At 66.9% G+C, this 26,327-nt stretch carries 25 protein-coding genes; 16 read left to right on the forward strand and 9 right to left on the reverse strand.

From position 1 onward, the window contains the following. Positions 1-18: 18 nt before the first annotated feature. Together folD and FGU64_RS16985 are read right to left on the reverse strand one after the other, a co-directional pair. Complete coding sequence (gene folD / locus FGU64_RS16980; RefSeq protein ID WP_139954241.1) at positions 19-918, reverse strand: bifunctional methylenetetrahydrofolate dehydrogenase/methenyltetrahydrofolate cyclohydrolase FolD; 900 nt, start codon at positions 916-918, stop codon at positions 19-21. A 195-nt stretch (positions 919-1,113) separates the two neighbouring features. Continuing rightward, the gene (locus tag FGU64_RS16985; protein WP_139954242.1) at positions 1,114-3,267 is read right to left on the reverse strand and encodes a hypothetical protein; all 2,154 of its coding nucleotides are present in this window, start codon (positions 3,265-3,267) and stop codon (positions 1,114-1,116) included. Positions 3,268-3,537: 270 nt separating this feature from the next. On the opposite strand from FGU64_RS16985, the gene proC reads away from it, so the two are divergent. The 4 genes from proC (at position 3,538) to FGU64_RS17005 (ending at position 8,306) form a co-directional block, all read left to right on the forward strand. After that, positions 3,538-4,353, forward strand: a complete 816-nt coding sequence (gene proC, locus FGU64_RS16990) for a pyrroline-5-carboxylate reductase (RefSeq protein WP_139954243.1) — start codon at positions 3,538-3,540, stop codon at positions 4,351-4,353. A gap of 424 nt (positions 4,354-4,777) precedes the next feature. After that, a complete protein-coding gene (locus FGU64_RS16995; RefSeq protein WP_139955424.1) occupies positions 4,778-5,872 on the forward strand; it encodes a branched-chain amino acid ABC transporter substrate-binding protein in 1,095 nt (364 codons plus the stop codon). Positions 5,873-6,072: 200 nt separating this feature from the next. After that, positions 6,073-7,395, forward strand: coding sequence for an NAD(P)H-dependent oxidoreductase (locus tag FGU64_RS17000; protein ID WP_139954244.1), 1,323 nt, complete (start codon positions 6,073-6,075; stop codon positions 7,393-7,395). A 71-nt stretch (positions 7,396-7,466) separates the two neighbouring features. Then, positions 7,467-8,306, forward strand: coding sequence for an amidohydrolase (locus FGU64_RS17005; RefSeq protein ID WP_139954245.1), 840 nt, complete (start codon positions 7,467-7,469; stop codon positions 8,304-8,306). A 13-nt stretch (positions 8,307-8,319) separates the two neighbouring features. On the opposite strand, the gene FGU64_RS17010 is transcribed toward FGU64_RS17005, so the two are convergent. Next, positions 8,320-9,750 carry an aldehyde dehydrogenase family protein gene (locus FGU64_RS17010; RefSeq protein ID WP_139954246.1) on the reverse strand — a complete coding sequence of 477 codons (1,431 nt, stop codon included), beginning with the start codon at positions 9,748-9,750 and terminating at the stop codon, positions 8,320-8,322. Positions 9,751-9,926: 176 nt separating this feature from the next. On the opposite strand from FGU64_RS17010, the gene FGU64_RS17015 reads away from it, so the two are divergent. Further along, positions 9,927-10,274, forward strand: coding sequence for an ArsC family reductase (locus tag FGU64_RS17015; protein WP_139954247.1), 348 nt, complete (start codon positions 9,927-9,929; stop codon positions 10,272-10,274). A 146-nt stretch (positions 10,275-10,420) separates the two neighbouring features. On the opposite strand, the gene FGU64_RS17020 is transcribed toward FGU64_RS17015, so the two are convergent. Then, positions 10,421-10,777 (reverse strand): DUF488 domain-containing protein, encoded by a 357-nt coding sequence (locus FGU64_RS17020; protein ID WP_139954248.1) that lies wholly within the window; start codon positions 10,775-10,777, stop codon positions 10,421-10,423. A 28-nt stretch (positions 10,778-10,805) separates the two neighbouring features. Further along, complete coding sequence (locus tag FGU64_RS17025) at positions 10,806-12,065, reverse strand: aminopeptidase (RefSeq protein WP_139954249.1); 1,260 nt, start codon at positions 12,063-12,065, stop codon at positions 10,806-10,808. A 124-nt stretch (positions 12,066-12,189) separates the two neighbouring features. Between FGU64_RS17025 and FGU64_RS17030 the strand changes: the two genes are divergently transcribed. Together FGU64_RS17030 and sbmA are read left to right on the forward strand one after the other, a co-directional pair. Beyond that, positions 12,190-13,347, forward strand: coding sequence for a YbfB/YjiJ family MFS transporter (locus FGU64_RS17030; protein WP_246671141.1), 1,158 nt, complete (start codon positions 12,190-12,192; stop codon positions 13,345-13,347). 140 nt (positions 13,348-13,487) lie between these two features. Next, positions 13,488-14,765, forward strand: a complete 1,278-nt coding sequence (sbmA, locus tag FGU64_RS17035; RefSeq protein ID WP_139954250.1) for a peptide antibiotic transporter SbmA — start codon at positions 13,488-13,490, stop codon at positions 14,763-14,765. Between the two features lie 18 nt (positions 14,766-14,783). On the opposite strand, the gene FGU64_RS17040 is transcribed toward sbmA, so the two are convergent. After that, positions 14,784-15,815, reverse strand: a complete 1,032-nt coding sequence (locus FGU64_RS17040; RefSeq protein WP_139954251.1) for a polysaccharide deacetylase family protein — start codon at positions 15,813-15,815, stop codon at positions 14,784-14,786. Positions 15,816-16,019: 204 nt separating this feature from the next. Here FGU64_RS17040 and FGU64_RS17045 point away from each other — a divergent pair, with 204 nt between their 5' ends. From FGU64_RS17045 to FGU64_RS17080, 8 genes are all read left to right on the forward strand, one after another. Further along, the gene (locus FGU64_RS17045) at positions 16,020-16,700 is read left to right on the forward strand and encodes a tetratricopeptide repeat protein (protein WP_139954252.1); all 681 of its coding nucleotides are present in this window, start codon (positions 16,020-16,022) and stop codon (positions 16,698-16,700) included. 11 nt (positions 16,701-16,711) lie between these two features. Beyond that, on the forward strand, positions 16,712-18,148 hold the full coding sequence (gene der, locus FGU64_RS17050) for a ribosome biogenesis GTPase Der (RefSeq protein ID WP_139954253.1): 1,437 nt from the start codon (positions 16,712-16,714) through the stop codon (positions 18,146-18,148). A 138-nt stretch (positions 18,149-18,286) separates the two neighbouring features. Further along, entirely contained in the window at positions 18,287-19,480 is a 1,194-nt protein-coding gene (locus FGU64_RS17055; RefSeq protein WP_139954254.1) for a cell wall hydrolase, read from the forward strand. A 244-nt stretch (positions 19,481-19,724) separates the two neighbouring features. Next, a complete protein-coding gene (locus FGU64_RS17060) occupies positions 19,725-20,123 on the forward strand; it encodes an AtpZ/AtpI family protein (RefSeq protein ID WP_139954255.1) in 399 nt (132 codons plus the stop codon). Between the two features lie 35 nt (positions 20,124-20,158). Next, positions 20,159-20,920, forward strand: coding sequence for a F0F1 ATP synthase subunit A (locus FGU64_RS17065; protein WP_139954256.1), 762 nt, complete (start codon positions 20,159-20,161; stop codon positions 20,918-20,920). A 39-nt stretch (positions 20,921-20,959) separates the two neighbouring features. After that, positions 20,960-21,184, forward strand: coding sequence for a F0F1 ATP synthase subunit C (locus FGU64_RS17070; RefSeq protein ID WP_136354606.1), 225 nt, complete (start codon positions 20,960-20,962; stop codon positions 21,182-21,184). Between the two features lie 71 nt (positions 21,185-21,255). Next, on the forward strand, positions 21,256-21,840 hold the full coding sequence (locus FGU64_RS17075; RefSeq protein WP_139954257.1) for a F0F1 ATP synthase subunit B: 585 nt from the start codon (positions 21,256-21,258) through the stop codon (positions 21,838-21,840). Positions 21,841-21,850: 10 nt separating this feature from the next. Beyond that, the gene (locus FGU64_RS17080) at positions 21,851-22,342 is read left to right on the forward strand and encodes a F0F1 ATP synthase subunit B (RefSeq protein ID WP_136354608.1); all 492 of its coding nucleotides are present in this window, start codon (positions 21,851-21,853) and stop codon (positions 22,340-22,342) included. Between the two features lie 213 nt (positions 22,343-22,555). Here FGU64_RS17080 and FGU64_RS17085 read toward each other — a convergent pair whose 3' ends face one another. Together FGU64_RS17085 and FGU64_RS17090 are read right to left on the reverse strand one after the other, a co-directional pair. Then, on the reverse strand, positions 22,556-23,227 hold the full coding sequence (locus tag FGU64_RS17085; RefSeq protein WP_139954258.1) for a ribonuclease HII: 672 nt from the start codon (positions 23,225-23,227) through the stop codon (positions 22,556-22,558). A gap of 160 nt (positions 23,228-23,387) precedes the next feature. Then, positions 23,388-24,542, reverse strand: coding sequence for a PA0069 family radical SAM protein (locus FGU64_RS17090; protein WP_139955426.1), 1,155 nt, complete (start codon positions 24,540-24,542; stop codon positions 23,388-23,390). Positions 24,543-24,693: 151 nt separating this feature from the next. On the opposite strand from FGU64_RS17090, the gene FGU64_RS17095 reads away from it, so the two are divergent. Then, positions 24,694-25,200: a glycosyl transferase family 2 gene (locus FGU64_RS17095; protein ID WP_139954259.1), complete on the forward strand. Its 507-nt coding sequence runs from the start codon at positions 24,694-24,696 to the stop codon at positions 25,198-25,200. A gap of 9 nt (positions 25,201-25,209) precedes the next feature. Here FGU64_RS17095 and FGU64_RS17100 read toward each other — a convergent pair whose 3' ends face one another. Further along, entirely contained in the window at positions 25,210-26,232 is a 1,023-nt protein-coding gene (locus FGU64_RS17100) for a substrate-binding domain-containing protein (RefSeq protein WP_139954260.1), read from the reverse strand. Positions 26,233-26,327: the final 95 nt, after the last annotated feature.

The following is a 26,327-nucleotide window of genomic DNA, read 5'->3' on the forward strand; positions in this document are numbered from 1 at the left end:
TTGCAGGCGGATGAAGAATCAGAACGAGGGGCGATCCAATCCGGCGGCAAGATAGGCGGAAACGACGGTGTTGGCCATCAGCATGGCGATGGTCATCGGGCCGACGCCGCCGGGCACCGGCGTGATGGCGCCGGCGACCTTCTCGGCCTCGGCATAGGCGACGTCGCCGACCAGCCGCGTCTTGCCTTCGCCCTTCTCTGGCGCGGGGATGCGGTTGATGCCGACGTCGATGACCGTGGCGCCGGGCTTGACCCAGTCGCCGCGCACCATTTCCGGCCTGCCGACGGCAGCCACCAGGATATCGGCCGTGCGGGCCAGCGCCGGCAGGTCCCTGGTGCGGCTGTGGGCGATGGTCACCGTGCAGTTGGCGGCGAGCAAAAGGTTCGCCATCGGCTTGCCGACGATGTTGGAGCGGCCGACCACCACGGCGCTGAGGCCCGACAGGTCCTTGCCGCGCACCCGCTCGATGAGCAGCATCGAGCCGGCCGGCGTGCAGGGCACGAAGGCGGTGTCGAGCTCGCCGGTGCCGAGCTTGCCGACATTGACGAAGTGGAAGCCGTCGACGTCCTTCTCCGGCGCGATGGCCTGGATGACGGTGCCCGCATCGATCTGCGCTGGCAGCGGAAGCTGGACGAGGATGCCGTGGATCGCTGGGTCGGCGTTGAGCGTGCCGATCAGCTTGAGCAGGTCGGCCTGCGTGGTCTGGGCGGGAAGCGTGTGCTGGACCGAATGGAAGCCGCACTCCTTGGCGGTGCGCGACTTGGAGGCGACATAGACCTGGCTGGCGGGGTCCTCGCCGACGATGACGACGGCCAGTCCCGGCTGGCCCTTGCCCTTTGCCGCGAGGTCCGCCGTCAGGGCCTTGACCTTCGCCACCACATCCGCCGCGACGTTCTTGCCGTCGATCACCTCAGCCATGACCTCTCCTCGCTGCCGAATCCTGTCGGGTGCCGGGGCGCCCAATCTGTGCGGCCCAATCTCGGGGCGCCCAATCTGTGCGGCATTGTCACGAAAATTCGGCCGCGCAATCCCGCCAATGCGCCGTCCGATGCCGTAAACCCGAAATCGGACGGCCGATCGGCCCGTCGAGGCCGGGAGTTTGCGCGCGGGTTGTCAGAAGTAGCGGCGGCGGGTGCGGCTCTCGGTGAGTTCCCGCACCGCCTCGCGGAATTCGCGCAGGCTGGCGCGGATTTCCTCCAGCGAGGCTTGGTCCGCGGCGGTGGTTGTCTCCGGTCGCGCCGGCTGCGGGTAGCCGCTCATCGGCTGGGCGGGCTGGGGATAGGGATAGAAGCCCGCCTGTATCGGCATCGGCGGCTGCGGTTGCCACAGATAGGCCGGCGCGTAGGGCGTGTAGACATAGGGCTGGACCATCGGCTGCGGCATCGCCGGCTGCGTCCCGTAAGGATGGGGCGCGGCGTAGACGGGGGGCTGGAACGGCTGCTGCGGAGCGTCGCCGGGCTGCCGGGGCGCAAAGGCGTGCATCTGATCCGCATAGACGGGATACATGGTGTCCTCCAGGGGATATGGGGTTTCGGCGGTCTCGGTTGGCACGGGCTCGGCGCCGCCGGCGTCGATGGGTTCCTGCGCGGGTGGCGCCCGGCGCACGGCTGAAATCAGGCTTTCGATAGCCAGTGCGGGCGGGGCGGGGTTCTCGCCGGAGCCGGATGAAGCTTGTGCCGCCAGGCCGGTGTTTTCGTCGACATCGCCTGCGCGCGTCCCGCGCCGGCCGCGGACAGCGCCGATGCCTGCGCCGGCGGCGAGGCCGGCAAGCAGACCGGCCAACGTGACCGGCAGCCGCGACGGCCCGCTCGGCTCCAACGAGGCATAGGCTTTGGTGACGACGCTGGCGCCGCTTATCGCGTCGCGAAGGTCGTCGCTGTGGCCGGGCCTGGCTTCGGCGGCCGCCTGCCGGGCGGCGTCGCGCAGTGTCCGCAACGTCGCGATGCCGCTGGTGTCGAGTCCGCTCTGGGCGCGGCGCGCGGCGAGTCCCTGTTCGGCCTGCACGGCCTCCTTCAGCGTTGCCTGCAAGGAAGCCGTGATGCGGCGCAGCTCCGCCGCGATGCGGTCGCGCGCGCCGGCAAGCTGGGTGTCGAGCGCGATGCGTTCTGGATTGCGCGGGCCGAGTTGCGCCCCGGCGCGGTCGCTTTCGCGCTTGATGGCCAGGTACTGCGTGCGCAAGGCCGCCATCGCGCTGGACTCGAACTCCTGCGGCAGGCCGCCGCCCACGGCGGCATCGACGCCGACCGCCTTCATGGCGGCGATCTTGCCGTTCAACTCCGTGGTGCGGGCGCGCGCCGCCGAAAGCTGGTCGTCGAGCTTCAGCAGCGCATCGGCGGCGGCGTTCGCATCGCCGCTGCCAAGACCGTGCTGGGCAAGGAAGACCTCCAGCTTCTTCGCCGCCTCGTCGGCCTTGCCAACCGTACCGCTGGCCTGCGGGGCATTGTGCATGGTCGCCGCCGTGGCAAGGAACGCTTCCGCCACGGTGTTGGCGATCAGGGCCGAAGTTTCGCCGTTGCCGGTCGTGGCGGTGACGGCGATCGTCGACACCCCGCGGCCCTGGCTGACGGAAAGGCTCTCGGCGAGGCGGCTGGCCGCCATGGCATGGCGATGGCCGGCGTCGGAAGCCGCCGCGCCGTCGCTACGTGAAAGCAGCGAGCGCAGCAGCGAGACGAAGCCGCTGTCCGTCTCGGTGCCGTTGAAGGCCGGATCGTCGGCAAGACCGAGCTTGTCGACGACCTTGTTGAGGACGATGCCGGACGTGACGACACGGCGCTGGTCTTGCAGGCCGGCAAATGTCGAGACGTCGGCGCCGGCGGCAAGGTGCAACTCGGCGGTGGCCTCGTAGCGCGCCGGCAGCGACAGTGCGGTAAGCCCGCCGGCCATCGCGCCCAGAAGGCCGCAGGCGGCGATCAGCCGCTTGGAACGGGCCATGCCGCTCGCGGCAGGCATTACCCTGCTTTCCGTACCTGCCGGCGGATCGTCGTTGGTGGGAAGGAACTCGTTCTGAAAGTCCTCCGCCCAAGCCTCATCGTCCGGATGCTGGTCTTCGGCGGCGCCGGACAGGAAAGCCTCGTTCGCTTCCCGCGTCTCGCGCGCAAGGCGAGCCAGCCGGTGGCGGATGGCCGCATCGTCGAAGCGGGGCGGCAATGCGCTGCCGGCGACGCCCAGCAGCGATCCGGGCGCATCGTCGTTGGCGTGCGGCGCGGCGCCGAATGCCGGCAGGGAGGGCTCGTGCCTCCAGTCGTGACGGTTTTGGCTGTTGCGCATGCTTTGGAACTTGCCTTCGACGGCTCGCCGCAGGGGCGATTGGTTACGGCACGCTAAACAGACATGGAAAACAAAAGGTTAATTTTGGCAGTGACACAATTAAAAATTGCACCATGAAAATATGCAACCAAAGAGGGATTCGCATGCGAGTCCGACCGGCGAGCTTCTCACCGGCACGGTTTGCTGTAGCTTGTTTTCGCGCCGCTTTTGCCGAAAACCGGTATCCACTTTTCGGCGCGATGCTTTAAGGAACCGGCAGGAGGATTTTCCATGGCCATCAGACTCGTTCTCGCCGGTTGCGGCAATATGGGCTACGCCATGCTTTCGGGCTGGATCGGCTCCGGCAAGCTGGCGGCGGCGGACGTTTTCGTCGTCGAGCCGAACGAGGACCTGCGTGCCCGTGCCGCAGCACTTGGCTGTTACGCCGGCGCCGGTGCCGCCGACATCGCCGCCGGCGCGGCGCCGGAACTGGTGGTCGTCGCCGTCAAGCCGCAGGTCATCCGCGACGCCGTTTCCGCCTATACGCGCTTCGCTGACGGCCGCACGACCTTCCTCAGCATCGCCGCCGGCACGCCGGTCGCCACTTTCAGGGAAATCCTCGGCGAGCGCGCGCCGGTCGCGCGCTGCATGCCCAACACGCCGGCCGCCATCGGCAAGGGCATGATGGTGGTGTTTTCGACGCCGCTGGTGCCCGCTGCCACGCAAAGCTTCATCGCCGACCTTCTGTCCGCCAGCGGCGAGGTCGCCACCATCGACGACGAGGGCCTGATGGATGCGGTGACGGCGGTTTCGGGTTCCGGTCCCGCCTATGTCTTCCATTTCATCGAATGCCTGACGGCGGCGGCCGAGAAGGCCGGCCTGCCGGCCGGGACGGCGAAGCTGCTCGCCATGCAGACCGTCTTCGGCGCCGCCTCGCTGGCGGCCGAGAGCCGCGAGGAGCCGGCGGTGCTGCGCCGCCAGGTAACCAGCCCGAACGGCACGACGGCGGCGGCACTGGAGGTACTGATGGGCGGCGACCGGCTGAAAACGCTGTTGACGGAAGCGGTCGAGGCGGCCCGGCTGCGCTCGATCGAGCTGGGGCGATAGATCGTTCCGTATTCGGGTGGAAACGCCACACTAACCCCTCCTCGCAAGGGGGAGGGGAATTTTGCAGCGCCGCCACAGCCCGCCAACCCTGCCGAATTTGGACGAAACAGGGGTGTCGGCGTCTCCCTCCCCCTTGCGGGGAGGGGACAGGGGTGGGAGTGGTCCAGCCGTACTTTTGCACCATTTTGGCCGCCGCCATTGCGGCTGTCTGTCGCGCCGCTTGTCCTCGTTTGGTCCTATAGGCGGCCCCACCGCCCTGCTAGCATGCGGGCTCGCATCCGGACGGTGGTGAACGACCCCGTCCGGATTTGAAGAAATCTCTTTTGCTTCGCCGCAGAGGCGCCGGCCATCGTTTCGGTCTGCGCCTCGCGGCGGCGCGAACGGGTGTCAAACGACAGGGGTATCGAACATGACGAACATCAAGATGCTGTTGGCCGCGGCCATGGGCGTTTCGTTCGCCGCGATAACGGCGGCGCAGGCAGACATCACCATCGGCGTCGTGGCGCCGCTGACCGGTCCGGTCGCCGCTTATGGTGACCAGGTCAAGAACGGCGCCGAGGCGGCCGCCGAAGCCATCAACAAGGCCGGTGGCATCGCCGGCGAGAAGGTGGTGCTGAAGCTGGTCGACGATGCCGGCGATCCCAAGCAGGGCGTCTCCGCCGCCAACAACCTGGTCGGCGAAGGCGTCCATTTCGTCGTCGGCCCGGTCACCTCGGGCGTCGCCATGGCGGCCTCCGACGTGTTCGCCGAGAACGGCGTCCTGATGGTAACGCCGACGGCGACGGCGCCGGACCTGACCAACCGCGGGCTGGAGAATGTTCTGCGCACCTGCGGCCGCGACGACCAGCAGGCCGAGGTCGCCGCCAAATACGTGCTGGATCACTTCAAGGACAAGCGCGTGGCTGTCGTCCACGACAACGGCACCTACGGCAAGGGCCTCGCCGATTCCTTCAAGAAGGTCATCAACGAGGGCGGCATCACCGAGGTCGCCTATACCGCGCTGACCCCCGGCGAGAAGGATTTCTCCGCGCTGGTCACCAAGCTCAAGGCCGACAATGCCGAGGTGATCTATTTCGGCGGCTATCACCCCGAGGGCGGCCTGCTCGCCCGCCAGCTCCGTGACGTGCAGGTCAACGCCCAGATCATCGGCGGCGAGGGCCTGTCGAACACCGAATACTGGGCGATCGGCAACGATGCCTCGCAGGGCACGATGTTCACCAACGCCACCGATGCGCTGAAGAACCCGGACTCGGCCGAGGCCGTCGCCGTGCTGAAGGACAAGGGCGTGCCGCCGGAAGCCTTCACGCTCAACGCCTATGCCGCCATGCAGGTGTTGAAGTTCGGCATCGAGAAGGCCGGCAAGACCGACGATTCGGCCGCCGTTGCCGCCGCGATCAAGTCGGGCGACGCCATCCCGACGGCAATCGGCAAGCTGACCTATGGCGCGACCGGCGACCTGAGCTCGCCGAGCTTCAGCCTGTTCAAGTGGGACAACGGCAAGATCGTCGCTGCCGAGTAAGGGCAAGCCTCGATGAAATGGAAAAGGCCGGCGCGATGCCGGCCTTTTTGCGTTTGGCCTGCCGGCGCGCGCCGTCCGCGACACCAGGCTCGAACGGGCCGGCGACGGGCACAATCGGTGAGCTGATCGAACATCGTCCTTGATAGGACGGCATGGCCTCAATACTGATGGCTGTAAAAGCCTATGGTGAGAGAGCGGTCATGAGCATAAACGTTGCCCCGATAGGGCTTGCCCGCGATTTGCAGGAGCGGCAGGCATCCGGCAAGCCGATCCGCATCGGCCTGATCGGCTGCGGCGAGATGGGCACCGACATCGTCACCCGTGTCGCCCACATGCAGGGCATCGTCGTCGGCGCCGTGGCCGAGCGCAAGGTCCCGGCAGCGCTGAAGGCGGCCGAGATCGCCTACGGCGAGGGCAGCCACGCGCGAGAGGTCTCGACCGCATCGGCGATGACCGAGGCCATGGAGGCCGGCAGGATCGCCGTCACCGGCGACGCCGACCTCGTCATCGGCAACGACCTCATCGACGTCGTCATCGACGCCACCGGCGTGCCTGCGGTCGGCGCCGAGATCGGCCTGCACGCGATGGAGCACGGCAAGCATCTCGTCATGATGAACGTCGAGGCCGACGTCACCATCGGCGCATACCTGAAGAGCGAGGCCGAGCGCCTCGGCGTCACCTATTCGCTCGGCGCCGGCGACGAGCCGTCGTCCTGCATGGAACTGATCGAGTTCGTCTCGGCCATGGGCCACACCATCGTCGCCGCCGGCAAGGGCAAGAACAATCCGCTCAACGTCGATGCCACGCCGCCCGCCTACGAAGAGGAGGCGGCGCGCCGCAACATGAACGTGCGCATGCTGGTCGAGTTCGTCGACGGCTCCAAGACCATGGTGGAGATGGCGGCCATCGCCAACGCAACCGGCCTGGTGCCGGACAAGCCCGGCATGCACGGCCCTTCCGCCACGCTCGGCGAGCTTGCGACCACGCTGGTGCCTCAGAAGGACGGCGGCGTGCTGTCGAAGGTCGGCGTCGTCGATTACTCCATTGGCAAGGGCGTTGCGCCCGGCGTCTTCGTCATTGCTGACATGGGCCATCCGCGCATTTCGGAGCGCATGGAGGACCTCAAGCTCGGCCATGGCCCCTACTTTACTTTCCACCGACCCTATCACCTGACCTCGCTGGAAGTGCCGCTGACCTGCGCCCGCGTCGTCCTCTACGGCAAGGCCGACATGGTGCCGCTGTCGAAGCCGGTGGCCGAGGTCTGCGCCGTCGCCAAGAAGGATCTGAAGCCCGGCGACCGCCTCGATGCCATCGGCGAATACTGCTACCGCGCCTGGATCATGACCGCGCCGGAAGCGCGTGCGGCGAAGGCTGTTCCCTGCGGCCTGCTGCAGGGCGGTTCGGTGACGGCGCCGATCAGGAAAGGCGAGCTCATCACCTATGCCAATGCCGTTCCGCCGAGCTCGAAGCTGACCGAACTGCGCGCCAGACAGGACAGGCTGGTCTATGGCGAGGCAGGCTGATCGGGCGGCCGCGGCCGGCCGCCGATCGAGGTTGACGCGGGAAGGCCGTTGATTCGGGAAGGACAAGGGCGATGATCGTCGATACCCATCTGCACCTGATCGACCGCAAGGCGTTGCGCTACCCGTGGCTCAAGGGCGTGCCGGCGCTCGACCGCGATTTCTCGCATGACGAATACGCCACCGAGGCGCGGCGCGCCGGCATCGAGGCTGCCCTGCACATGGAGGTCGATGTCGACCCGGCCGACATCGCCACCGAGACCGCCCATGTCGAGGCGCTGTCGAAGCGTCCCGGCAGCCTGATCGCCGGCGCCATCGTCTCATGCCGCCCGGAAGAGCCCGGCTTTCCGGCATGGCTGGACGCGGGGAAGGCAAATCCCTTCGTCAAGGGCTTCCGCCGCGTCCTGCATGTGGTGCCGGACGACCTCTCCGAAGATGTGCTGTTCCGCGAGAATGTGAAGCGCATCGCCGGCAGCGGCCTGACCTTCGACCTGTGCGTCTTGCCGCACCAGATGAAGCAGGCCATGGCGCTGGTCGACCTGGCGCCCGACGTGCAGTTCGTGCTCGACCATTGCGGCGTGCCCGACATCAAGGCCGGCGCCGAGCATACCTGGCGCGAGCAGATCGCCGAGATGGCGCGCCGGCCCAATGTGGTGGGCAAGATTTCCGGCGTCGTCGCCTATGCCGACGCCGGAACGTGGACGGCCGAGACGCTGCGCCCTTACGTCGAGCACACGATCCGGGCTTTCGGCTGGGATCGCGTCGTGTGGGGCGGCGACTGGCCGGTCTGCACGCTGGGCGGCGGCCTGCTCGCCTGGGTCGCGGCCACCCATGCGCTGCTGTCCGGCGCGAGCGAGGAGGAGCGCCGCAAGCTGCTGTCCGCCAACGCCCGCAGGCTGTGGCGCCTCGGCTGAAGCGGCGTCGCTCCTACTCGCCGTAGCCGACTATGCCCTTGATCTCGAGGAAGTCGTGGATGGCCCAGTCGGCGTATTCTCGGCCGTTGCCGGACTGCTTGTAGCCGCCGAACGGCGCGAAGGTGTCCCACTCCGGATAGTTGATCGACACCTGGCCGGCGCGCATGCGGGCCGCGACCTTGCGGGCATGCGCGATGTCCTTTGATTGCACGTAGGCGGCCAGTCCATAGACCGTGTCGTTGGCGATCTCGACCGCCTCGTCCTCGTCCTCATAGGAAATGATCGACAGCACCGGCCCGAAGATTTCTTCCTTCTCGATGGTCATGCCGGGCTTGACGTGGCCGAACACGGTCGGCCGCACGTAATAGCCGCGGTTGAGGTGCTCCGGTCGGCCGGGACCGCCGGTCACAAGCGTCGCGCCCTCCTTGATGCCGGCCTCGATCAGCCGCTGGATCTTGTCGAACTGCAACTGGCTGACCACCGGGCCGAGCTTCGTGTCCTCGTTGCGCGGATCGCCGACCTTGTGGGCGTCCGCCGCCTTCTTCGCCACCGCCAGCGCCTCGTCGTGGCGGGCGGCCGGCACCAGCATGCGCGTCGGCGCGTCGCAGGACTGGCCGGAATTGCCGAAGCAGGCGTTGACGCCCTTCCTCACCGCCCGCTCGAAGTCGGCGTCGGGCAGGATGATGTTGGCCGACTTGCCGCCGAGTTCCTGCGCCACGCGCTTGACGGTTTTCGCCGCCGTCTCGGCGACGATGATGCCTGCCCGCGTCGAGCCGGTGAAGGACACCATGTCGACGTCCGGATGCCCGGCCATGACCTGGCCGACGTCCGGCCCGGTGCCGTTGACCATGTTGTAGACGCCCTTCGGCGTGCCGGCCGCCTCCATCACCTCGGAAAAGACGATGCCGCTGATCGGCGCGATCTCGGAGGGCTTCAGCACTACCGTGCAGCCGGCCGCGATGGCCGGCGCCACCTTGCAGACGATCTGGTTGAGCGGCCAGTTCCACGGCGTGATCAGCGCGCACACGCCGATCGGCTCCTTGACCACCATCGTCGTGCCGCGCTTCTCGGAGAACTGGTAATCCTCCAGCGCCTTGATAGCTGCTTCCAGATGCGCCCGGCCGGCTGCAGCCTGCGCCTCGCGCGCCCAGGTGATGGGCGAGCCGTTCTCCTGGCTGACCGCCTGGGCGATGTCCTCGTAGCGCTCGTTGTAGACGTCCAGGATGCGGCGCAGCAGTTTCAGCCGCTCCTCCTTCGTCGTCTGCGAGAAAGCGGGAAAGGCCGCCTTGGCCGCCGCCACGGCGCGGTCGACGTCGGCCTTCGAGCCGACCGCGATTTTCGTGTAGGCTTCCTCCGTCGACGGATCGATGACGTCCAGCGTGGCCGGCACGGCGGGAGCGATCCATTTGCCGTCGATGAAGAAATCCAGGTGATGGTTGCTCATTTAACGTATCCGCTTCGGCTGGAGATCGGTATCGGCTCGACCATAGTGCATTCGGCGAGACGGCGCCAAGCAAGGCCGACATCGAAGATCGCTGGAACGCCATGTCGCGTGACGGATTGGGGCGGCCTTGGCGGCGCGAATCGGATACTCGCATGGAAGACCACGGAGAGCTTGCCATGTCTGCCACCATCTACGGCATCCCCAACTGCGACACCATGAAGAAGGCCCGCACCTGGCTGGACAGCCGCGACGTCGGCTATGCCTTCCATGATTACCGGGCTTCGGGCCTGGAACCGGAGCGGCTGGACGCCTGGGTGGACAAGCTCGGCTGGGAAGTGCTGCTGAACAAGGCCAGCACCAGCTTTCGCGCCCTGCCGGACGCCGACAGGCAGGGTCTCGACGCCAGGAAAGCCAAGGCCCTGATGCTGGCCAATCCGACCATGATCAAGCGCCCGGTGCTCGACCTCGGCGACCGTCTGCTGGTCGGCTTCAAGCCGGATATCTACGAGCGGGAAATGGGTTGAATCCTGATAGTGCGTCCTTCGAGGCTCGCTCCGCTCGCACCTCAGGATGAGGGAGGTCGTGCACCGGCTCGCTTGTTGAGGTTTGCTCCAAACGGTCCTCATCCTGAGGTGCGAGCGGAGCGAGCCTCGAAGGACGCACGAAAAGCCTATTCCTTCTCCGTCAGATAGGCGGCCAGCGCCACGGCGTTGTTGTAGCGTTCCTCCTGCGTACTGTAGAGCAGCGTCACGCGGCCGTGCTCCAACAGCGCGCCGAGTTCCCTGAGCGGCTCGGGATTGCCGTCCAGTTCCTTTGCATAGCGCCTGCGGAACTCTTCCCAGCGCTCGGGATCATGATTGTACCAGTGTCGCAATTCGTTGCTCGGAGCGATGGCCTTCAGCCATAGCGTGAGTTCCGCCTTCTCCTTCGACACGCCGCGTGGCCACAGCCGGTCGACCAGCACGCGCTGGCCGTCGGAAGCTTCCGCCGGCTCGTAGACGCGCTTTACCGCGATGTCGAAAGCCATGGCTGCCTTCCTGCGCCGAAGCGCTGCCTCAAGCCGCCCATTCGCCCTTGCGCATCACCGGTACGGCCTTGCCGTCCTTGTCGAGGCCGTCGATGTCGACATCGCCTGAGCCGATCATCCAGTCGATGTGGATGAAGCTCTTGTTGCCGCCGCGCGCCGCGACCTCTTCCGGCGTCAGCTTGGCGCCGTCGACGAAGCATTTCGAATAGCACTGGCCGAGCGCGATGTGGCACGACGCGTTCTCGTCGAACAGCGTGTTGTAGAACAGGATGCCGCTGGCCGAGATCGGCGAGGAGTGCGGCACCAGCGCCACTTCGCCGAGCCGCCGCGAGCCCTCGTCGGTATCGAGCACCTTCTTCAGCACGTCCTCGCCCTTCGACGCCCTGGCCTCGACGATGCGGCCTTCCTCGAAGCGCACCTGGATATTGTCGATCAGCGTGCCCTGGTAGGACAGCGGCTTGGTGCTCGACACATGGCCCGAGACGCGCCGCGCATGCGGCGTGGTGAACACCTCCTCGGTCGGGATGTTGGGATTGCAGGTGATGCCGTTCTTGGCCGTCGAGGCGCCGCCCATCCACTCATGGCCGTCCGCCAGCCCAATGGTCACGTCCGTGCCCGGCCCGGTGAAACGGAGCGCGTGGAAATTATGGCCGTTCAGCCATGTGCTGCGCTTCTTGAGCTCCGCGTTGTGCTCTTTCCAGGCGCCGACCGGATCATCGCCGTTGACGCGGCTGGCTGAAAAGATGGCGCTGGCGAGCTTGGCCACCGCCACGTCGTCGGTGTCGTCGGGGAACACCTGCTTGGCCCAGGCGAGTTCTGGATAGGCCAGGATGGTCCAGTTGGTGTCGAAATTGGTGATCTTCTCCATCGCCGGCTTGGAGGCGATGGAGGCCGCCTTGTTGGCGCGAGACACCTTTTCCGGGTCCTGCCCCGACAGCAGAGACGGATCGTCGCCGCGCACGGCAAGCCGCGCCGCGCCCGCGCCATAGGCCTTGGCCATGCCTTCGTAGAGCCAGCCGGCGGCGCGGTCGAAGCCGCCGTCCTTGCCGTAGCGGAAGCGCGCCAGCGTGATCTCGTCGTCGGAGAAGATCGGCGTCACCAGCCCGGCGCCGGCCTTGTAGGCCTGTTCGATGATGCGCCGCGTCAGCGGCAGCGCCGCGATCGACGAGGTCAGCACAAGGTCCTGCCCTTCCTTGAGTTGCAGGCCGACCTTGATGGCCACTTCGGCCATCCGGTCCAGCTTCACCGGGTCGATCGAGGCGGAAAAGTCGCGCGCATGGGTGGTCATCTATGCCTGTCCGTAATCAAGGGAACGATAAAGCCAACATAGTCCGGTGCCTCGGCGGTTTCCATCCTTTGGCCCAATGGTATGCCGCTTGTCTGGGGCGGTCGGGCGATTATTGTGCACTGCAATGAAGATCGCAGCCACCAACCCCTTGCGCTTCGCTCTCGCCGGCATGGTCGGCATGGCGGCCGCCATGGGCATAGGCCGCTTCGTCTACACGCCGATCCTGCCCGGCATGATGGAGGGGCTGCACCTTTCGGCGGCCGACGCCGGGCTGATCGCGTCGGCCAATTTCCTCGGCTACCTCGTCGGCGCATACGCCGCCGCCGGCGGCTGGGCGCATGGGCGCGAGCGGGCGACCATGCTGGCCGGGCTGGCGGCAAGCACCTTGCTGGCGGCGGCCATGGGCCTGACCGATAACCTCGTTGCCTTCCTTCTCATCCGCTTCCTGGCCGGTGTCGCCAGCGCCTTCGTGATGGTGTTTTTGACGGCCATCGTTTCCAGCCACCTCGATTCGACCGGACGCGGCGGCATGCAGGCGTTGCATTTCGGCGGCGTCGGCCTCGGCATCGCTCTCTCGTCGCTGCTGATGGTGATCCTGGTGGACTACCATGCCGACTGGCAGGCCGGATGGTTCTGGTCGGCCGGGCTTTCGGCCGTCGCCTTCGTGGTCGTCGCGCTGACGGTCGATAGCGGTCCGCTGGGCAACGGCACGACGGGCCGGGAACCGCGCCTGCCGAAAAGCCCGGCGCTGGCGCGGATGATCCTGTCCTACGGCCTGTTCGGCTTCGGCTATGTGGTGACCGCCACGTTCCTCGTCGCCATCGTGCGCGCGGGCGGCGCCGGCCGCGTGTTCGAGGCGGTGGTGTGGATGGTCGCCGGTCTCGTCGCCTTCCCGTCGATCTGGCTGTGGCAGGTGGTTGCGGCGCGCGCCGGGATTTACGCCGCCTATGCCGGCGCCTGCCTTGTCGAGGTCGTCGGCGTCGTCGCCAGCGTAACGCTCGGCGGCTATGCCGGCCCGCTGCTGGCCAGCGTCCTGCTCGGCGCCACCTTCATGGCCGTCAGTGCGCTGGGGCTTCAGGCGGGCCGCCTGCTGGCGCCGCAGGCGCCGCGCCGCGTCCTGGCGCTGATGACGACGGCCTTCGGCATCGGCCAGATCGTCGGGCCTGTCGTCGCGGGCGTGCTGGCCGAACGTTCGGGAAGCTTCGTGCTGCCTTCCCTGCTGGCGGCGGTGGTGCTCGTCGCGTCCGGTCTTTGCGCCTGGGATGCCCGCCGCCACGCCTGAGCAAGGCCACGTGGCCACCCACATGATGATCCGGATGACGACAATGTAATGCGCGCCCGGCCGCGCGCACCATTTCTTTGCCGCAAAATCTGTGACTTTATGCGCGCCAGCCGAAGCACCCGCCGAAAGGAACTTCCTGAGTGTTCGTATCCTTCTTTCCCCGGCCGAAGCTGTTCTTCCTCAGCGCCGCCGGCTGGAGCCTCGCCCTTATCCTTTTCTGGTTCTTCGGTGGCGCCGAGCTCGGCGCGCTGGTCGGCCTGCCTCCGGATGCGCCGGGCACACCGCCGATCATCGGCATCGCCGTGCTGTGGTCGAAGCCGTTCCTGTGGTTCTACATCTATTATGCGCTCGGCGTGGCGCTGTTCTTCGGTTTCTGGCGCTGGTTCTCGCCGCATCCGTGGCAGGAATGGTCGATCGTCGTCTCCTCGATCATTTTCTTCCTGATCTATTTCAACGTCCAGATCAGCGTTGCGGTCAACAACTGGTACGGGCCTTTCATGGATTACGTGCAGGGCCTGATGGGCGGCACCACCAATTCGACGCCGGGCGAATTCTACCGCGGCTCGGCCAGCTTCGCCTGGCTGGCGCTGGTCGGCATGAACGTTTCGGTCATCAACGCCTTCATCGTCAGCCACTGGATCTTCCGCTGGCGTACGGCGATGAACGACTATTTCATGAATTACTGGGGTCGGCTTCGCCACATCGAGGGTGCCTCGCAGCGTATCCAGGAAGACACGATGCGCTTCTCCCAGATCATGGAGGATCTCGGCACCTCCTTCGTCCAGTCGATCATGACGCTGATCGCCTTCCTGCCGGTCCTGATCGGCCTGCAGAAGCACATCACCGAATTGCCGATCATCGGCGCGGAGCCGCAACCGCTCGTCATCGCGGCGCTGGGTTGGTGTCTGTTCGGCACGTTGGCGATCATGATCGCCGGCGTGAAGCTGCCCGGCCTGCAATTCCGCAACCAGCGCGTCGAGGCAGCCTACCGCAAGGAGCTTGTCTATGGCGAGGATCACGACGACCGTGCGCAGCCGGTAACCACGACCCAACTGTTCGAGAACGTGCGGCGCAATTACTTCCGGCTTTACGGCCACTACGTCTATTTCAACATCGTCCGTTACACCTACCTGCAGGCCGACAACATCTTCTCCTTCATCATTCTCGGCCCGTCGCTGGTCGCCCACAAGATCACCTACGGCGCGCTCAGCCAGATCTCCAACGCCTTTGGCCGGGTGACCAACTCGCTGCAGTTCCTGCTCAATTCGTGGTCGACGATCGTCGAGCTGCAATCCGTCCACAAGCGCCTGCGCGCCTTCGAGGCGACGCTGGAGGGCGCGCCGCTGCCGGATGTCGACCGGCATTATCTGGATCGGAAGGCGGCCGGCGTGGCCGAGAAGGACCAGCCGGCGATCTGATCGCCGGCCGGCTCCGCGTCAGGAATTCTTGCCCTCCGGCTGGGCATGAGCCGGCGTGGCCGCGGGCGGATGCCGCTCGGTCCAGTCGCGGAAGGAGATGCATTCGACGTCGGCCTTGACGCAGACCTCGTCGGCGAAGCGCTCCAGCGCGTCCCAGTAGGCGCCGCCGTTCATCAGCGTGAAATGGAAGCCGAGTTGCAGCGGCACGCGCTCGCCCGCGTACTGCCGTTCGAAGGCGGCATGGAGTGCCTGGTAGGCGCGCTCCTCGAACGCTCGCTTCTCTTCCGGCTTTTCGACGGCGCCTGAATGGCGGGCGTAGAGGTTATAGTCCATGGCGATGACCGGCCTCGCCTTCGGGCCTTCCGGGATCAGCGGCAGCGAGAAGTGCAGAATGCCGCCGGAAGCTTGCGGCTCGACCGGCCCGTTGGAGACGCCGCTGGCGTCGTAGCGGAAACCAGCCTCGGCCAGCGCCGCATACATCGCCTTGCCGGTCGAAAGATAAGGCGCGCGGAAACCGGTCACCGCATGGTCGGCGAAGGTACGCCAGTCCGGCGGCTCGGGCGCGATGCCGTTCAGCGAATAGGCGTTTTCCAGCACGTGGCGGAAGGCGGAAAATTCCGTCCGCCAGTCCGCCTTCGTCCACGCCTTGCCGTCGAAATGGCCGCATCCGTGGCTGCCGATGTCGTGCCCTTCCGTCGCCGCCAGCCTTATCTGTTCCAGCCGCGCCGCCACCTCGTCCTTCGAGGCGGCGAAGCCGATGTTGGATTTTCCGGCGCCCTTGTGCGGCCCGGCATAGGCCTTGCGCGTCTCCGGCGTCAAAAGGAACACGCAGGAGAGGAAATAGGTGAAATGCGCCCCGGTGCGCTTCGCCAGCGCGCGGCTGCGCTGCCATTGCGAAATGTCGCGGGCGCTGTCGAAGGAGATGATGACGGCCTGCTTCGGCCTGGCCGGCTTCCACGCCGACGGCGGGTCGGCGAATGCCGCGCTGGCGGCAAGGCAGGCGGAGAACGTGGCGGCAACGCGGAACGCAACGGACTTGGCGGGGAACATGGCAGGCACTTCGACGCACGGCAAGGAGAGGGCGGAGCGCTCCGGTTAGCCGCCGAATGTGGCGCCGATGCGATGCGCCCGGCACAGCCGCTCGCCTGCCGCAAAGCCGATTTTGCCGCCGCCCCCTTCCATGCCGCCGAAATTCCGCTAAAACGCGGGCTCATTCAAACACCCGGCAGGGCTCCGGGCGGGACGGATTCATCGATGTCGGACGACAGCTTCATCCGCGAAGTCAACGAGGAATTCCGCAGCGACCAGATGAAGGCGCTGTGGCATCGCTATGGCGTGGCCGTGGTGGCCGTGGCGCTGCTGGTCGTGCTCGGCACGGCCGGCTATGTCGGCTACCGCTACTGGGACGAAGGTCGCGCCAACGTCTCCGGCGACGCCTTCTCCTCGGCGCTCAAGCTTGCCCAGGAGGGCAAGAGCGACGAGGCGCTCGCCGCGCTCGACCAGCTGGAGAAGGACGGCTACGGCGCCTATCCCGTGCTGGCGCGCATGCGCGCGGCCACCGTCAAGGCCGACAAGGGCGATGTCGACGCCGCCGTCAAGGATTTCGACGGCGTCGCCGCCGACGGTTCCGTCCCCGGCAGCCTGCGCGACATGGCGCGCCTGCGCGCCGCCCTGCTGCTCGTCGATCATGGCAGCTTCGCCGACGTTTCCAGCCGCGTCGAGGCGCTGACGGCCGACACCAATCCGCTGCGCCACACCGCGCGCGAGGCGCTCGGGCTCGCCGCCTGGAAGGAAGGCAAGGCTCAGGACGCGCTGAAGCTGTTCGACCAGATCGCCGCCGACGACGGCGCCCCGCGCAACACCCGCCAGCGGGCGACGCTGATGGCCGAGCTGATCCGCGGCTCGGGCACCGCGCCGGCCGGCGGCGCCTCCTGAAGCGATGGCCGATGAGCTTCAAAGTCGCCATCATCGGCCGGCCTAACGTCGGCAAGTCGACGCTGTTCAACCGCCTTGCCGGCCGCAGGCTGGCGCTGGTCGACGACACGCCGGGCGTCACCCGCGACCGCCGCGTCCATCCCGCGAAACTCTACGACCTCGCCTTCGACGTCATCGACACCGCCGGCTTCGAGGATGCGCCGGCGGCGTCTCTGCCCGGCCGCATGCGCGCGCAGACCGAGATCGCCATCGACGAAGCCGACCTGATCTTCTTCCTGGTCGACGCCAAGGCCGGCCTGATGCCGGACGACCGCACGTTCGCCGAAGTGGTGCGCCGCTCCGGCAAGCCGGTGGTGCTGGTCGCCAACAAGGCCGAGGCGCGCGGTTCGCAGGGCGGCTTCCTCGAAGCCTGGGAACTGGGCCTGGGCGAGCCGGTGCCGATCTCGGCCGAGCACGGCCAGGGCCTGCCGGATCTGCGCGACGCAGTGATCGAGGCACTCGGCGAGGCGCGCGCGCTGGGCGAGGACGAGGAAGCCGAGGGCGAGGACGGCTCGGCCGGCTCCGAAGTGCTGATCGGCGAGGACATCGCCGATCCCGATGCCGAACCGGCCTATGACGAGACCAAGCCGCTGCGCATCGCCATGGTCGGCCGGCCGAATGCCGGCAAGTCGACGCTCATCAACGCGCTGATCGGCGAGGAGCGATTGCTCACCGGCCCGGAGGCCGGCATCACCCGCGATTCCATTTCGGTCGACTGGGACTGGAAGGGGCGCAGGATAAAGCTGTTCGACACCGCCGGCATGCGCCGCAAGGCCAAGGTGCAGGAGAAGCTGGAAAAGCTGTCGGTGGCCGACGGCCTGCGCGCCATCCGTTTCGCCGAGATCGTCGTCATCGTGCTCGACGCCACCATTCCCTTCGAGAAGCAGGACCTGCAGATCGCCGATCTCATCGTGCGCGAGGGCAGGGCGCCGGTCATCGCCTTTAACAAGTGGGACATGATCGACGAACCGCAGCGCGTGCTGGCGGAACTGCGCGAGAAGACCGAGCGGCTTCTGCCGCAGGTGCGCGGCATCCAGGCCGTGCCGGTGTCGGCGGAAACCGGTCGCGGGCTGGACCGGCTGATGGATGCGGTGGTGCGCACCCACCGGATCTGGAACAGCCGCGTCTCGACCGGCAAGCTCAACCGCTGGCTGGAAGGCATTCTCGCGCATCATCCGCCGCCCGCCGTCGCCGGCCGCCGGCTGAAGATCAAATACGTCACCCAGGCCAAGACCCGGCCGCCGGGCTTCGTCGTCTCCTGCTCGCGCCCCGACGCCGTGCCGCAATCCTATGTGCGCTATCTGACCAACAGCCTGCGCGAAGCCTTCGACATGCCCGGCGTGCCGATCCGCATTGCGCTGCGCACGTCCGACAACCCGTTCGCGGGGCGGGCGAAGAAGCGGAACTGACCATCGGCTCGGGCCTTTTCAGCCTTAAGAAACAGTTACCGAAAAACGTCGACCGATTTGCCGACCATTAACCGACCATCAAGGTTAACGCGGCATTGTGCTTCTCCAGTGGGGTCAGTTCGCGTCCTGGAGAGTTCCGTGCATCGAGGTCTGGTGAAGCGGCTTGCCGAAGCCGCCGGTGAGAAGAAGCGTTTTCTTTCGCCTCTCGTCGTCGGGCTCGGCATCTGGATCGGCTTTCCCACCGTCGCCGCCTATCAGGACATGACCAGCCTCATCAGCGGGCTGGAAACGCCGAAGGACCGCTGGAACGCCGTCATCGAGAAGGCGGTTGCCGGTTCGGTCCAGAGCGCGGAGATGCCGTTCATCGACAAGGGCACCGTCACCGGCTCGGTGGCACGGCAGATTTCGGGCTCCGGCGTTGAACTGCCGGGCATCGGCACCGTCGCCTTCACCAACAAGAGCGGCATCGCCGGCGAGACGCCAGACGAGGACCGCGTCGTGCGCTCGGGCAAGCAGGGCCGCATCCTGCAGATGGCCCCGGTGGCGCCGCCGAAGAATTTCTCCGCCGGCTCGATCTTCGAGCGCACCTCGTCGCTGCTCAGGCCCTCGATGGACAGCGGCCTGAAGCTCGCTTTCGCCAAGCCCGACATCAAGGGCAAGGAGGTCCAGATCGCCTCGGCCTTCCATGCCAGGGAGGAGAAGGCCGAACCCGGCGTGCCGGCGATGCTGGCGGCCCTCGTCACCAACGACAAGGCAGATGTGCTGGCCACCGCCTACGCGCCGGCCGCGCCCGACTACGCCTCCGTCTCGCCCTTCGAGGCGCTGCTGAAGGATGAGGAGCCCGACAACGGCCGCTTCATCCCGCCGGTCGGCAAGGGCGATCACGCATGGATGCAGACCGCGCTGCCGGCTTCGGTCTTCTCCAAGCCGGAGCAGATTTGCCTCGCCAACGCCATCTATTTCGAGGCGCGCTCGGAATCACTGCGCGGCCAGGCGGCGGTCGCCCAGGTGGTGCTCAACCGCGTGCGCAATCCCGCATATCCGGCCTCGATCTGCGGCGTCGTCTACCAGAACGAGCACTGGCGCAACGCCTGCCAGTTCTCCTTCGCCTGCGACGGCAGGAAGGACGTCGTCACAGAGCCGTCGCGCTACAAGACCGCCAAGGAGATCGCCATGGCCGTCACCGCCGGCAAGATATTCCTGCCCGAGGTCGGCTCCTCGACTCACTATTACGCCAGCTACGTCAATCCCGGCTGGGCGCGCTCCATGCACAAGATGGTCAAGATCGGCCTGCATATCTTCTACCGCACCTATGGCGGCGGCTGGAGCTGAGCGGCGGCGGCCCGCGTGCCGCACCGCCGCAAAAACCTTCCCATCCGGGGCAGATTTCCGGGACTGGCGGGGAAAAGATCGGGCGGGCAGGATGTCGCACCCGTCTAATAGGCTGATTTCTATAGGGAAAATACTTTAGACCTAGACCATGCCTGCGGCTTGACGGGGGCAGGGCCTGAAACTATGTTGCCCGCGAATTTGAAGCGGGCAGACGACCGTCGTCTGACCGGGCGCGGAGGTTGCGATGGCCGATGAAAAAGGGCCAGGCGGAACCGGAAAGACCGGGCCTGGAAACGAGGACGTGGCCAACCTGCGCGACGACGATCTTGAGCGCCGCCGGCGCGAGCTTGGAGCAAAGCTTGCGACAAGACGCCCGGACCGGCTCGAGGGGGAAGACACGGGCCAGACGCGGAGTGTCTCGGGCTATGCCCAGGCATTCAAGCTGTCCAGCGAGTTCATTGCCGCGATCGCGGTCGGCATCGGCATCGGCTGGGTGCTCGACCGCTGGGCGGGGACCTCGCCCTGGGGGCTGATCGTCTTCCTGCTGCTGGGCTTTTGCGCGGGCATCCTCAATGTCCTGCGCGCGGCCGGGCTGGTTGCCGACTTCGGCCGGGGCGGCAAGCGCTCTGGCGGACAGGATTGAAGAGGGCGTCCGAGCGGCGCGACGGGGTAAAGCAAGTGGCTGCAGCCGACAAGGTCGATCCGATCCACCAGTTCCATATCAACCCGATCTTCCCGATTCACGTCGGCGGGTATGATGTGTCCTTCACCAATTCGTCGCTGTTCATGGTCGTCGTCGTCGTCCTGACAGGGGCCTTCCTGTATTTTTCGACCGCCGGCCGCGCGCTGGTGCCGTCGCGTCTCCAGTCGATCTCGGAGATGTCCTACGAGTTCGTCGCCTCGATGCTGCGCGACGCCGCCGGCACGCACGGCATGAAGTTCTTCCCCTTCGTCTTCTCGCTGTTCATGTTCGTGATGGTCGCGAACCTGCTCGGCCTGTTCCCCTATTTCTTCACCGTCACCAGCCACATCATCGTCACCTTCGCGCTGGCGATGCTGGTGATCGGCACCGTCGTCGTCTACGGTTTCGCCAAGCACGGCTTCGGCTTCCTCAAGCTGTTCGTGCCGAGCGGCGTGCCGGTGGCGCTGATGCCGCTGGTGGTGCTGATCGAGGTCGTCTCCTTCCTGTCGCGCCCGGTCAGCCTCTCCATTCGTCTTTTCGCCAACATGCTGGCCGGCCACATCACGCTGAAGGTGTTCGCCGGCTTCGTCGTCTCGCTCGGCGCCATGGGCGCCGTCGGCATGGCGGGCGCGGTGCTGCCGTTGGCCATGGTGGTGATGCTGACGGCCCTGGAAGTCCTGGTGGCGGCGCTACAGGCTTATGTCTTCGCGGTGCTCACCTGCATGTATCTGGCGGACGCCCTGCATCCGTCGCACTAGTAAGAAAATTGCAGCCTTTCCAATTCAAGGAGTGATCAAATGGAAGCTGAAGCAGCAAAGTACATCGGCGCCGGCATTGCCTGCCTCGGCATGGGTGGCGCGGGCATCGGCCTGGGCCACATCTTCGGCAACTACCTGGCGGGCGCGCTGCGCAACCCGTCTGCCGCCGACGGCCAGTTCGGCCGCCTGATTTTCGGCTTCGCCGTGACCGAGGCCATGGGCATCTTCTCGCTGCTGATCGCGCTCCTGGCGCTGTTCGGCTGATCGGGATCAACAAGGCTTGAAGCCCGGCCGCCGCGCCACGGCGCGGCCGGCCGGAACATGGGAACACCGTCATGTTCGTGACACCTGCCTACGGGCAAGAGGCGGCGCCGGCCGATGCCGGAGCCGACACGCATGCCGGCACGGAAGTGCCCGGCAATGCCGCTCACGAAGGTGGCGGCTTCCCGCCGTTCGATTCCGCGACCTTCGCTTCCCAGCTCGTCTGGCTGGCCATCACCTTCGGCCTGTTCTACGTCTTCCTGAAGCGGGTCATCGTGCCGCGTCTGGGCACCATCCTCGACACGCGCGCCGGCCGTATCCAGCAGGATCTCGACCAGGCCGCCAAGCTGAAGGGCGAGGCGGACGCCGCCGTTGCCGCCTATGAGCAGGAACTGGCCGAGGCCAAGGCGAGAGCCAACGCCATCGGCCAGCAGTCGCGCGACGAAGCCAAGGCCGAGGCCGAAACCGCCCGCAAGGCGGTCGAGGCCGAGCTGGACAAGAAGCTGGCGGCGGCCGAGGGCCGCATCGCCGGCATCAAGGCCGGCGCCATGAAGGACGTCGGCGCCATTGCCGAGAGCACCGCTTCGGCCATCGTCGAGCAGCTCGTCGGCAAGGCCGACAAGGCGGCTGTCGCCGCCGCCGTGAAATCGGCCGGCTGAGGAGGACGAGATGGACGCAACAGCTTGGGCATCTGTATGGGTGCTGGTGGGCCTGGCGATCTTCGTCGCCATCTGCCTCTACATCAAGGTTCCGGCGATGGTGAACAAGGCGCTCGACACGCGCGCCGACCGCATCCGCGGCGAACTCGACGAGGCGCGCCGCCTGCGTGAGGAAGCGCAGGCGTTGCTCGCCGACTACCAGAAGAAGCGCAAGGATGCCGAGCAGGAGGCCGCCGCGATCGTCGAGGCCGCCAAGCATGAGGCGTCGGTTCTGGCCGAGGAGGCGCACAAGCGCACCGAGGACTACGTGGCGCGCCGCACCGCATTGGCCGAGCAGAAGATCGGCCAGGCCGAGCGGGAGGCCATTGCAGAGGTGCGTTCGAGCGCCGTCGACCTCGCCGTCGAAGCCGCCCGCAAGGTGCTGGGCGACAAGGTCGACGCCAAGGTCGGCGCCGACCTGTTCAAGGCGTCGCTCGCCGAGGTGAAGGCCAAGCTGAACTGAGTTCGGCGACACCGAAGGAATCGAAAAAGCCGCCGTTTCGGCGGCTTTTTTGTTTGTGCGTCCTTCGAGGCTCGCTTCGCTCGCACCTCAGGATGAGGACGGTCGTAAGCCGATCATGCGCTGGATAGTGGGGAAAAGATCCACCCCATTACAACGGTCCTCATCCTGAGGTGCGAGCGGAGCGAGCCTCGAAGGACGCACGAACAGGCAGGCCTATTCTTCCACTTCGACCGCCCCCAGCCGGAACGGCGCGAAGGACGTGCGGTGCAGACGCGCGACGGGTCCGTGGATATCGATGGCGCTGCGGTGCCGCACCGTCGCATAGCCCATATGGACCTCGAAGCCGTAGTGGATGTGGACGCTGCCGCAGCCGGCCATCATGCGGTCGCGCATCACCTTGGCGACGATGGAGGCGGCGGCGATCGACTGCGAGCGCTGGTCGCCCTTGATCAGCGCGCGGCCCTCGCAGGGCAGGTCGGGTGGCACGTCGCGTCCGTCGGCCAGCGCCAGCTTCGGCCGCACCGGTAGGCCGCAGACCGCCCGGCGCATGGCTTCCAGGCTGGCGCGCAGGATGTTGATGCGGTCGATGCCCTCGGCCGAGACGGAGGCCATCGCCACGCCCTGCGCGCTGGCCAGGATGGCCTCGAACAGCGCCTCGCGCTGCGCCAGCGTCAGCCGCTTCGAATCGTCCAGCCCTTCCGGGATACGGTTCGGATCGAGCACAACGGCGGCGGCCACCACCGGGCCGGCCAGCGGGCCGCGACCCGCCTCGTCCATGCCGGCGACCGGCCACAGGCCATTGGCCGCCGCCTTCGCCTCGATGGCGAAGTCCGGCTTTTCGACCATCTCGAAGAGAAGCGGAGAATCGGAACGCGCGCGAGCCATGTTGCGGCGAGGCTCGCATCGGTTCCGATTCTCCGCAAGGCCTCCCGGCCCGCTGGGGCGGCGGGGCGGGAGGCACCGTCAAGGCCGGGGGACAGGGCCGGACGGGATTTCCATGCCCGCGCCGCCGGGTGGAAGCGCGGGCAAACCGTTGAAAAAGCGGTCACAACAGCATGAGCTGCTCATTCTGCTTCGGTGCCGGCACGAACAGGTCGGTGCGCAGCACGCGTCGTTGCAGGTTCAGGCCGAGGCGTTTTGCCGCGATCTCGAAGCGGCGGCCGATCTGCCAGGCATAGGGCCCGCCGCCCTTCATGCGCTTGCCCCACTCCGAATCGTAATCCTTGCCGCCGCGCATGGAGCGCACCAGCGACATGACGTGCCGGTAGCGGTCGGGATAATGCCTGAGCAGCCAGTCCTTGAAGATCGGCGCCACCTCCAGCGGCAGCCTGAGCATCACGTAGCCGGCCTCCAGCGCACCCGCCGCGCGGGCCGAATCGAGGATGCGTTCGATCTCCGGATCGGTCAGGCCCGGCACGATCGGCGCCACCATGACGGAAGCCGGGATGCCGGCGTCGGCAAGCTGGCGAATCGCTTCCAGCCGCTTGGTCGGCGTCGAGGCGCGCGGCTCCATCGTCCGCGCCAGCGCGCGGTCGAGCGTCGTCACCGACAGCGCCACCTTGGCCAGCCCCCGCTCGGCCATGCGCGACAGGATGTCGATGTCGCGCACCACCAGCGCCGACTTTGTGACGATGCCGACCGGATGGCCGCGCGCTTCCAGCACTTCGAGGATCTCGCGCATGATGCGCCATTGCCGCTCCACCGGCTGGTAGGGGTCGGTGTTGGTGCCGATGGCGATGGTGCGCGGCTGGTAGCCCTCCTTCGACAATTCGCGGTCGAGCAGTTTCGCGGCATCCGGCTTGGCGAACAGTTTGGCTTCGAAATCCAGCCCCGGCGACAGCCCCATGAAGGAATGCGTCGGCCGCGCGAAGCAGTAGACGCAGCCGTGCTCGCAGCCGCGATAGGGGTTGATCGAGCGGTCGAAGGAGATGTCGGGCGACGTGTTGCGGGTGATGATGGTGCGCGGTTTCTCCACCTGCACCTCGGTCTTGAACGGCGGCAGCTCCTCGATGGAGTTCCAGCCGTCGTCGAAGACATGCCGCGTCACCGGCTCGAAGCGGCCGGACGGATTGATGCCGGCCGACCGTCCGCGATTGCGGTCGGGCCGGATGCGGATGCCGCTTTCCTCGATCATCGCATTGGCCATGTCGGTGCGTCCTGCTCCGAAGGCTGCAATGTCGGCGCGCACGATCTGTTCCATTTTCGCCCGCTCCCAGGCCTTGTCCGCTGGCTGTTGAATCGCCTGTCTCATGAAATTATTCCTATTTCGATCATGAGAACAAAGCAAGAACTTTTTGAGAAGCGGGCGCACGGCTGGCTCTGCGGCACGCTTTGCGCTATCGGGCTTGCCGATGCTCTCGGTACTGATCGATACCCTGGATGACGAGGAGGGCCTTGCCCGCACGCTCGCCTGCCTCGTCGGCGGCGCGGTGGAAGGCGTCGTGCGCGAAGTCATCGTTCGCGACAACGGGTCGGGCGACGGCACGCTCGCGGTCGCCGAACATGCCGGCTGCCATGTCGTGACCGGAGGGCTCGCCGCCGCCGTCGGCGCGGCCAGATCGGACTGGCTGCTTGTGCTCGAACCCGGCGCCCGCCTCGAAAGCGGCTGGACGGACGAAGTCGCCGCCTATATCGCCCGCTCCACTATGCCGGCGCGGTTTTCGCGTGCATCCGGCTCGCGCGCGCCGTTCCTGTCGCGGCTCATGGCCCGCCCGACGGCGCTGGCGCAGGGGTTGCTGATCCCGAAACGCCGGGCCATGGCTTCAAAGGCTGCCGATGCGGAAGCGCTGGCGCGCGGGCTGGCGATGAAGACGCTGCGTGCCGGCATATGGCCGGCACCTGTCCGCCGAGGGCGCTGAATATTGATTTTACACCGGCGCGCCGGCAATCGAGCCGCGCACGACCAGGTCCACCGGCCAGACTTCGCCGCGCGCACCGTCCTCCAGGCCGGAGATGCGCGCCGCCAGCCGCTCGGCGACGCGCGCGCCGGCGGCGCGGATGGAGGAGCGCGTCGTCGACAGCGGCACGGAAAAATTCTCCGGCTGCAGCCAGGTGAACACGTCGTCATGCGCCACCAGCGACAGGTCGCCGGGCACCGAAAGGCCGAGGTCGCTGACCGCCCGCTGCACGCCGAGCGCCATGATGAGGCTCGAGCACAGGATCGCGGTGGGCCGTCCGTTGCTCTCCAGCAGCCGCCGGGCGGCGCGGTAACCGTTCTCCTCCGTCATTGCCGACGAGACGACGGCCTGGTCTTCGAGCGCGAGCCCGCTGCCCGCCAGCGCCCGGCGCACGCCACGCTCGCGATGGATGGCGAAGGTTTCGCGTATGTCGCCGTTGATAAGGCCGATGCGCCGATGGCCGAGCTGCACCAGAAGCCGCGTCGCCTCGTGGAAGGCGCCCTCGTTGTCGATGTCGATGAAAGGATAGTCGGCGTCCAGCCCCTCGCTGCGCCCGTGCACGATGAAGGGCAGGGCCAGCGTGGCGAGCAGCGCCACCCGCCGGTCCTTCGGTCGCGGCGAGGAGACGTAGACGGCGTCGACCTGCCGGTTGGCGGCGATGCGCCGGTAGGTCGTTTCCTCGTCGTCGGCGTCGGCCGGCGAAAGCACAAGGTCGAGGTCGTGGCCGCGGGCGTAGTCGCCGAGCCCGGACAGGAACTCGACGAAATGCGGATCGATGCTGACGGCCGCGCCCGTCGGCAGCACGTAGCCGATCATGCCGGATTTGCCGGTCGCCAGCCGCCGCGCGCTCGGGTTGGGACGGTAGCCGTGCCGCTTGGCGGCGTCCATGACGCGCCGCCGCGTTTCCTCGTTGACCTCCGGATAGCCGTTCAGCGCCCGGCTTACCGTCGTCTGCGAAAGCTCCAGCATATGGGAGAGCTGTTTGAGGTTCATAGCTGCCTTCCGGACCTCAAAGCGCTTTAAAACCATCGTCGCGACCTTGTCGGAATCGCGGCGCACGTTTGTCGGACAATAGAAGCTGGGAGAAA

Source organism: Mesorhizobium sp. 8, from assembly GCF_006351905.1.
Classification (GTDB): Bacteria; Pseudomonadota; Alphaproteobacteria; order Rhizobiales; family Rhizobiaceae; genus Mesorhizobium; species Mesorhizobium composti.

Coding starts and splice junctions, on each gene's coding strand:
- folD (WP_139954241.1), bottom strand. CDS start 918: ATGGCTGAGGTGATCGACGGCAAGAACGTCGCGGCGGATGTGGTGGCG.
- FGU64_RS16985 (WP_139954242.1), bottom strand. CDS start 3,267: ATGCGCAACAGCCAAAACCGTCACGACTGGAGGCACGAGCCCTCCCTG.
- proC (WP_139954243.1), top strand. CDS start 3,538: ATGGCCATCAGACTCGTTCTCGCCGGTTGCGGCAATATGGGCTACGCC.
- FGU64_RS16995 (WP_139955424.1), top strand. CDS start 4,778: ATGCTGTTGGCCGCGGCCATGGGCGTTTCGTTCGCCGCGATAACGGCG.
- FGU64_RS17000 (WP_139954244.1), top strand. CDS start 6,073: ATGAGCATAAACGTTGCCCCGATAGGGCTTGCCCGCGATTTGCAGGAG.
- FGU64_RS17005 (WP_139954245.1), top strand. CDS start 7,467: ATGATCGTCGATACCCATCTGCACCTGATCGACCGCAAGGCGTTGCGC.
- FGU64_RS17010 (WP_139954246.1), bottom strand. CDS start 9,750: ATGAGCAACCATCACCTGGATTTCTTCATCGACGGCAAATGGATCGCT.
- FGU64_RS17015 (WP_139954247.1), top strand. CDS start 9,927: ATGTCTGCCACCATCTACGGCATCCCCAACTGCGACACCATGAAGAAG.
- FGU64_RS17020 (WP_139954248.1), bottom strand. CDS start 10,777: ATGGCTTTCGACATCGCGGTAAAGCGCGTCTACGAGCCGGCGGAAGCT.
- FGU64_RS17025 (WP_139954249.1), bottom strand. CDS start 12,065: ATGACCACCCATGCGCGCGACTTTTCCGCCTCGATCGACCCGGTGAAG.
- FGU64_RS17030 (WP_246671141.1), top strand. CDS start 12,190: ATGAAGATCGCAGCCACCAACCCCTTGCGCTTCGCTCTCGCCGGCATG.
- FGU64_RS17040 (WP_139954251.1), bottom strand. CDS start 15,815: ATGTTCCCCGCCAAGTCCGTTGCGTTCCGCGTTGCCGCCACGTTCTCC.
- FGU64_RS17045 (WP_139954252.1), top strand. CDS start 16,020: ATGTCGGACGACAGCTTCATCCGCGAAGTCAACGAGGAATTCCGCAGC.
- der (WP_139954253.1), top strand. CDS start 16,712: ATGAGCTTCAAAGTCGCCATCATCGGCCGGCCTAACGTCGGCAAGTCG.
- FGU64_RS17060 (WP_139954255.1), top strand. CDS start 19,725: ATGGCCGATGAAAAAGGGCCAGGCGGAACCGGAAAGACCGGGCCTGGA.
- FGU64_RS17070 (WP_136354606.1), top strand. CDS start 20,960: ATGGAAGCTGAAGCAGCAAAGTACATCGGCGCCGGCATTGCCTGCCTC.
- FGU64_RS17075 (WP_139954257.1), top strand. CDS start 21,256: ATGTTCGTGACACCTGCCTACGGGCAAGAGGCGGCGCCGGCCGATGCC.
- FGU64_RS17080 (WP_136354608.1), top strand. CDS start 21,851: ATGGACGCAACAGCTTGGGCATCTGTATGGGTGCTGGTGGGCCTGGCG.
- FGU64_RS17085 (WP_139954258.1), bottom strand. CDS start 23,227: ATGGCTCGCGCGCGTTCCGATTCTCCGCTTCTCTTCGAGATGGTCGAA.
- FGU64_RS17090 (WP_139955426.1), bottom strand. CDS start 24,542: ATGGAACAGATCGTGCGCGCCGACATTGCAGCCTTCGGAGCAGGACGC.
- FGU64_RS17095 (WP_139954259.1), top strand. CDS start 24,694: ATGCTCTCGGTACTGATCGATACCCTGGATGACGAGGAGGGCCTTGCC.
- FGU64_RS17100 (WP_139954260.1), bottom strand. CDS start 26,232: ATGAACCTCAAACAGCTCTCCCATATGCTGGAGCTTTCGCAGACGACG.